The organism is Serratia sp. Nf2 (genome assembly GCF_003028435.1).
GTDB lineage: Bacteria > Pseudomonadota > Gammaproteobacteria > Enterobacterales > Enterobacteriaceae > Serratia > Serratia marcescens_L.
In genome coordinates, this window is record NZ_PYTW01000003.1 from 493,659 (window position 1) to 500,897 (window position 7,239).

Annotated in this window: 7 protein-coding genes; 2 read left to right on the forward strand and 5 right to left on the reverse strand. The window is 50.8% G+C overall.

Annotated features, from left to right (window positions below; translation table 11 throughout):
* Positions 1–56 precede the first annotated feature (56 nt).
* Positions 57–1,397, forward strand: coding sequence for an anaerobic C4-dicarboxylate transporter (locus tag C9411_RS10240; RefSeq protein ID WP_025302367.1), 1,341 nt, complete (start codon positions 57–59; stop codon positions 1,395–1,397).
* Positions 1,398–1,776: 379 nt separating this feature from the next.
* A complete protein-coding gene (locus tag C9411_RS10245; RefSeq protein WP_107226989.1) occupies positions 1,777–2,016 on the forward strand; it encodes a hypothetical protein in 240 nt (79 codons plus the stop codon).
* Positions 2,017–2,038: 22 nt separating this feature from the next.
* Here the strand turns inward: C9411_RS10245 and C9411_RS10250 are convergent, their stop codons facing one another.
* The 5 genes from C9411_RS10250 to C9411_RS10270 all read right to left on the reverse strand — a co-directional run.
* Positions 2,039–3,445: a hypothetical protein gene (locus C9411_RS10250; RefSeq protein WP_107226990.1), complete on the reverse strand. Its 1,407-nt coding sequence runs from the start codon at positions 3,443–3,445 to the stop codon at positions 2,039–2,041.
* Between the two features lie 2 nt (positions 3,446–3,447).
* Positions 3,448–5,523, reverse strand: coding sequence for a right-handed parallel beta-helix repeat-containing protein (locus C9411_RS10255; RefSeq protein ID WP_107226991.1), 2,076 nt, complete (start codon positions 5,521–5,523; stop codon positions 3,448–3,450).
* A 56-nt stretch (positions 5,524–5,579) separates the two neighbouring features.
* Positions 5,580–6,002, reverse strand: a complete 423-nt coding sequence (locus tag C9411_RS10260; RefSeq protein ID WP_107226992.1) for a tail fiber assembly protein — start codon at positions 6,000–6,002, stop codon at positions 5,580–5,582.
* Positions 6,003–6,004: 2 nt separating this feature from the next.
* Positions 6,005–6,538 carry a hypothetical protein gene (locus C9411_RS10265; RefSeq protein WP_107226993.1) on the reverse strand — a complete coding sequence of 178 codons (534 nt, stop codon included), beginning with the start codon at positions 6,536–6,538 and terminating at the stop codon, positions 6,005–6,007.
* Positions 6,539–6,568: 30 nt separating this feature from the next.
* On the reverse strand, positions 6,569–7,239 hold a 671-nt coding region (locus tag C9411_RS10270), incomplete at its 5' end, for a YmfQ family protein (protein ID WP_233221895.1).

Genomic DNA, 7,239 nt, shown 5'->3' on the forward strand with positions numbered 1-7,239 from the left:
CAGCGCAGCCGGAAACTGAACGCAGTTAAGTTCAACATTATTAAGGCGTATCTATCATGGATTTCTTTCTGCAATTAGCGGTGATATTGGCATGCCTGCTGTATGGGGCGCGTAAGGGCGGCATTGCGCTGGGGTTACTGGGTGGGATCGGGTTGATGATCCTGGTGTTCGGCTTTCACCTGCAGCCCGGCAAACCGCCGGTGGACGTGATGCTGGTGATTATCGCGGTGGTGGCGGCTTCCGCCACCCTGCAGGCCTCGGGCGGGTTGGACGTCATGCTGCAGATCGCCGAACGGATGCTGCGACGTAACCCGCGCTATGTCTCGATCATCGCACCGTTCGTGACCTGCATTCTCACTATTCTGTGCGGCACCGGGCACGTGGTGTACACCATCTTGCCGATCATTTATGACGTGGCAATCAAAAACAACATCCGCCCGGAGCGACCGATGGCGGCCAGCTCGATCGGCGCGCAGATGGGCATTATCGCCAGCCCGGTTTCAGTGGCGGTAGTCTCGCTGGTGGCGATGCTCAGCAGCTACACCTTCAATGGCCGCCATCTGGAATTCCTCGATCTGCTGTCTATCACCATCCCGTCTACCCTGTGCGGCATTCTGGCGATCGGCATCTTCAGTTGGTTCCGCGGCAAAGACCTGGACAAAGACCCGGAGTTCCAGAAATTCATCTCGGTGCCGGAAAACCATCGCTACGTCTATGGCGATGCCGCCACCTTACTGGACCGGGTTCTGCCACGCAGCAACTGGATCGCCATGTGGATTTTCCTCGCCACCATCGCACTGGTGGCGGTACTGGGGGCGTTTTCCGATCTGCGGCCCAGCTTCGGCGGCAAGCCGCTCTCCATGGTCCTGGTGATCCAGATGTGTATGCTGATGGCCGGGGCATTGATCGTCATCATTACCCGCACCAACCCGGCGTCTATCTCTAAAAACGAAGTGTTCCGCTCCGGCATGATCGCCATCGTGGCGGTGTATGGCGTCGCCTGGATGGCGGAAACCATGTTCGGCGCGCATCTGGCGCAGATCGAAGCCACGCTGGGCGTGCTGGTGAAAGAATACCCCTGGGCCTATGCGCTGATCCTGCTGCTGGTGTCGAAGTTCGTCAACTCGCAGGCCGCCGCGCTGGCGGCACTGGTGCCGGTGGCGCTGGCGATCGGCGTCAACCCGGCCTATATCGTCGCTTCGGCGCCGGCCTGTTACGGCTATTACATTTTGCCAACCTACCCCAGCGATCTGGCGGCAATCCAGTTCGACCGATCCGGCACCACCCGCATCGGCCGCTTCGTGATCAACCATAGCTTTATTCTGCCCGGCCTGATCGGCGTCAGCGTCTCCTGCGTCTTCGGCTGGATCCTCGCCGCGGCGTTCGGTTTCTTATGAGTTGTATTTCGGAGCCCTGAGGGGCTCCGTACAGGCAGGGTGGCAGCACGAAAAGAAAGGATGCAGGTATAATACGAATTTCAGGCACAAAAAAACCGCCTCTCGGCGGTCTACGACATTACTACTTATTGCTTTGATTATTCGGTATTTTCATTCCCTGGTACCCGGGGCGGGACTTGAACCCGCACAGCCATAAGCCGAGGGATTTTAAATTGCTACTGTTATCATTAAATAACAACCACTTGATTGCGATATTCAGAATATTTATAATATTTTACTAACATTTAAATCAAAGCGTTACGTAACGCTACCCCGCAAAATTATGAAGGCTTTTTCTTAGGTGCTACCATTACTGAACACTCACCAGCGGAGCAGTCAAATGGGTAGCATCACCCTCGCCGGCCGGCAGATCTTCATTCTCAACGAAAACGACAGATACCCAAAACCCCAGCAGAACAGCCCTCCGATGTTTGCAATCCGCGAAGACGAAGAGCAGCAGCACTGGCTTTATGTTTGGCACAAGGGCCGCTGGCCGCTCGTATCAGAAACGCCATTCGAAACAGAGGGCAAAGCCGTTGATGCAGCACTCGCATTCGACTTTGCCACGCTTTACAAATAGCCGGGTTCCCTCCCGGCAGTCTTTATGCGAGGTACGAAATCGCTCGCTCCATTTCTTCAGCACTCAACGCGGTAGGCCAATACACTACTTTCTTGATGTGGCCGTTAAACCAGTTCTCTGGGCCGATGTAGGATCGCCCGATAGCCAGGCGATTAAGTGCATCAGGCAAGGCGGTAACCGTTTGAGAGTACCAATTGAACCCGTCGAACAATTTAAGGTTCAGACTCGGCTTGTCGAAGGAAAAAATAGCAGACTGCTCTGAGTCCCTGACCGGGGAAAGACTGTAAATTTCCAGCGATTGAGACACACCCGCCGCATCCGCTGCCGCCCACTGTGCCCGACCGTTGTTCGTTGTCAGGTTTCGGTATGAGAAACGAAGGTTTGCACCTGCCGCGGTGTTATCAAGAACGGCCGTACATGCCAGCTTGTTGTATTCTCCACTCACCGACTGAATACTGTGCGGATGTACGCATGTCATCAGCACCGTGCCGCCTGTAGCAGAGACGAAATCAGCACTCGTTGGCGTAGTACAAATATCTGCCGCGCGCGAGCCCTCAGCGCCAGATGTTGGGATATACGACGAAGCCCCATCCCGGCGCTCTGCCTGAGCGCCCCAAATCCATACAGACCCAGGAACATCAGGCACATACGACGGCAAAGCCGCCGCACTGCTGTCACTCTTTGTCAGCGCCAGTGTAAACTGCGGAGATACGGATAGCGTCGGTGCTATGGTAATAGCACAGCGATACCATCCGTTAGCGTGTTGCTCCATAGTCGCCTGAAGGACTTGCGGTGAGGACTTACCGATCTTCCCATTGCCCAGGTCAAAGTTCACAAACTGCGTTGTGGCCACGGCACCCTGGGCAGCTATCTGCAACACACTGCCAGTGTGCGCCTTTGCCCAAATGCTGAAGGTATAGGGCTGCGATGCAGTGGCATCCATTGTGGTAATGGCCAGCAGGGTATGCGCTGATGCTGTACTCCCAGCGGTTTCAATCAATTTGGTGGCCGTAACATTCCCATCTGGAGACTTTTCACCGTTGGCAGTCACAGCAACATCGGACGCTGTCCAGCTCGTTGCCTGCGTAAAGTCCTGGCTGTATGCCAAGCGGTTATTCGACACAGACTCTGTACGAATGCCCAAACATTCACCTGTGATCGGATGGTATTCAATTGCTGGTTCGCCAGATTCAAGGTACTCGATCAACCCGGTAGCTCCAACGCGTGTGGCTGTACTGGCTCTCGAAAATCCAAGCACATCTGAGATATTTGCTGAGCGTTTAACCTGGCCGGTGGCATATTGCATCACATACCGAGAGCTGGAGAAGTCAGCAAACAATGCAGCGCCAACCGGTAACGGCGCATTTGAACTGGGTAAGCTGCGCTGAGAGCCTTTAAACGTTCCGTTGCTTTTTAGTATCGTAGCCATTATTAAATTCCCGCATTAAAGTTGGTTGTCACTCGCGTTTGGGTGCCGCTAAGGTTTAGTGAATTCTGTGCGTTACCGACACAGTGGTTAAACGAGATATCGACATCGGTCAGCGCCCCGGCGAGATTTACAGGATATTGCTGAGTTACCGTTGCCTGAGTGTCGCGGATTTTATTGTTATTGATTGAGCATGCCGTAAATGGAACCGAACTGTTCACGCCATTTCCCAATTCATTCTTCCCGTTACCCCAAATTTTATTGTTAGTGAAGTCGCAGTTGATAACCTCTTTAGCAGCTTCAATGTTAATTCCGTGGCGACCATTTCCATAGATATGATTGCTATCGACTGTTTCATTTTGCATTACGACATTTTCATCGATGTAGCGGAAATTTACCCCATCCTTACCATTGTTTGTTATCTGATTTTGTGAATATATGTTCCACCCAATCAGTGGGTCTGTTTTCGTACTATACGAATAAACACCATGCTCTGTATTGGAATCAATAATGTTGCTGATAAATTGTGCACGGCGACCGGGTTTTCCATCATTATTTGTTCCAGGGTAACGAAGGATCCCGAATTTATTCAAACGCATCTGATTACCGATAGCCTGGAATCCATCCACGCCACAATCAGCAAGCCCGGCATAGCCCCCCATAAGAACATTGCCAACAGCAATCGCTCCGCGCGCTGCGCCACCACCCTGCGGCTCCAGGAATAACGGGAAGTTAGTACCGTTCTTGACCGTATTGAAGGCAATGTACAACGGTTCATCATCAAGAGCACCTGTGCCAATTCCTATGCCCGAGGCTCCCAGAGGGCGCTCCCATATTCCAGCACTTTCAGCATTCGGTGCCAGACGACCATAGTTTTCAATGCGACAGCGAATGACGGAACAGTTGTCTCCCATATCGTTACCCAGCGCTGTCGCGCCGATGTTCAACATGGTGATCCTGTCCATTACGCAATTTCGCCAGTGCTTAATATACGTCCCTTTAATATCTGGTACGTACTGAGCACCAGGAAGCAGAACCTGATTTTCACCATCGATGGTGAAATTACTCATCAGAACGTTTTCAAGATAATTCGTCAGCGTTCCAGCATACTTTATTGCTGTATTCTGTTTGTATGGAAGTAAAACAGACCTATCACCATCACCAACAATTGACACATTGTTGCGCGGGATGATGAAAGTAGATAGCGGATAATAAGCCTCTGGTAAATAAACCACGCCACCACCGTTCCAGCTCAACCAATCGATCGCACGCTGAATGGCGTACGTCGCATTTTCTCCTGTTTTTGCATTAAACCCGCACTCCCTGACATCGAGTACCCGGCGATTTTTAATCAGACCATCAATCTTTTTCTGTTGGGAACTCATCATGTCTTGAATGGACGATTGCATATCAGGTAAGTGGAGGTGTCCATACTCATCAACAGCACCATATGCGGCATTATTGGCGTCAGATAGAAGGTTAAGGTAGGGGCCTTTGTTTTTGTCAAGGGACTCCATTTTATCCTGAAGACTACCATCAATACCAACAACGTGAGAGCCTCCAAACTCATCATTCACCGCAATAGTGTTGCCATTCGCATCAGATGATAACTCAATATTATCATTCTCATCATGGCTAACATATACAGCTAGATCATTTGCTCCGAGCGACCCAGCAACTTCAACAGCAACACCATCTTTATTGATGTATGTTTTGAATCCATTCCCGACACCCTGTCCAACTCGGAAGCTTTTACCGTTTGGCGTCCCGGCAATACCCGCAATCGTGCCATCGGGATCAGTCGGTGATGTGTAAAAGGTGTTGGCATCTGCGATGTTCTGAGCATCTTCAGCACTCTGTTTCGCCTGTTTTGCATAAACTTCTGCGTCTTGCTGAGCACCAATAATTTCATTTATACGCTCAGATACCTGCTTACGTACTGTAGGAAATGGTTTTTGAAAACGATCGTAAGCCTCATCTTGTTCGCCGTTAAGGAAGTCATCATACGCGAGAGCATTATCATTTAAATCCTTCATGCTGTTAGAAGGACGTGGGTTTCCGGTGTTGTATCTCTGAGCCATAGTCATTTCCATAAAAAACCCGCATAAATGCGGGCTATATAATGTTGAAAAATCGTTTATCTTTTCGGTTTTTCTGGCCAAGTGATATCTGGAGCATCATTGGGATTAATTCGGTTTAGCAATACCGAATACTTTTCCCATCTTTCCAAGCTTCTCAACTCTTCTGACGTTGCGATGCCATATTTCTCTGCACGCGCTAACGGGGAAATGATATCTTCAGCCTCTATTCGGTACTGCTCTTTCTCCGCGGCGGCCAGCGCAGTTAATTGGCCCTTAGTGAGTGGCGGTACATCTACCCAGGCAGGTTTCCCATCAGGGCCTCCTCCCCTTTGCTTACCTTCTGGCGGTATCCCAGTAAATTCAAAAAATACTTCTTCACCGACAGCCATAAGATCTGCTGGCAACGAATGGTTATCCCGGTAGGCCGGTAATAATTCATCTGGATAAAAACACCCTGTTGATGCGCTAAATTGATACATGGTTATTCCCCAATCGCGATCCAGCCAAAGTTATCAGCATTACCGGCACCACCACTGATCCAGCCATATGCGCCAAATGCTGAGTTGGTATCATTGGTTACGGACACGGAACGGTTTCCATCTGCATATTTCGTTGCCACGATAGCAATAACCCGCTTTGGGAAGGGGATCGGATATTGCACTGTCCCTGACGGCGCATTAATAGTGCCGGTTCCCATTTGAACAATAATGTTTTTCTTTCCGCCAGATGGAGTCTGAGTAGGGATGATGCAATACCCCTGAGAAGTAAGAGCACCAACGATAGGATCAGACAGAAGAGAGGTCACCCTCAGCTCACCGATCACCTCTTTTAACTGATTATCGTTATCCGGATCTAGTTGTCGCCCAGAGCCTTCAACCACGCCAATTAACTCGCGCTGGAAAGTGTTCAACATCTCGGCATTGATAATGGTCGGCGGGATGCCCTGCGCCACATTGCCATTCGTATATTCGCCGTTTGCATCTGCTGTATCAGTTGTGCTTCCTACTTTTCTCATGATAACTCCTGAAATTTAATATAGATTTGATTAGAGATAGCCCGATGCAGTGTCGAACATATCGGCAAATTCTGGGGTAACGTCGTAAACGCCCTCGTCATTAAATCCAAAATTGATATAGCCAAATTTAACGATCGTATGCGAAGGCGATAGCGCATTCATTCGGCACTCAAGCTGCCGGTTTCCCCATGAGCGCAACGGATCGCCGCAGTAACTCATTCCGGCTCGGGCATAGGAGATGGTTGTTTCCTCCGCCTCAACCAACCATACAAAAGGCCAGTCATCGCCATTTAGGCCATCACCACAGGCTGAAAGCCCGGCGCGCGCCTGGCGGTATTCTTTGATAGTGATGTTGTAACCGAGCGCTCTGGCGATACCGATAAAATAGGTGCGTGACTGGCCGCCCGTGCTGATAAATTTTGACACTACAGCCGCCTGGCGTTTCGCTATCGTGTCAACCTCACCGATCGAACAATCATCTGGCAAGCCCAGCGTTTTCTCCCATTCAGTCAGCATGATGGTTGCGGTTTCAGGGAAGGCTCCGACAAGTAGCGCTATCGCATCGTTATCGCTGCGCTGAAACCCTGTAGCCAGAGCCCGAATAACTGCCCCCTGAACCCCGCCAGGGTCGCGCGGCCACGCTAACCCGGTCGGGATCAACGCCTGTAGCGCGCGCGAATACTCCTTTACGGTAAACTGGC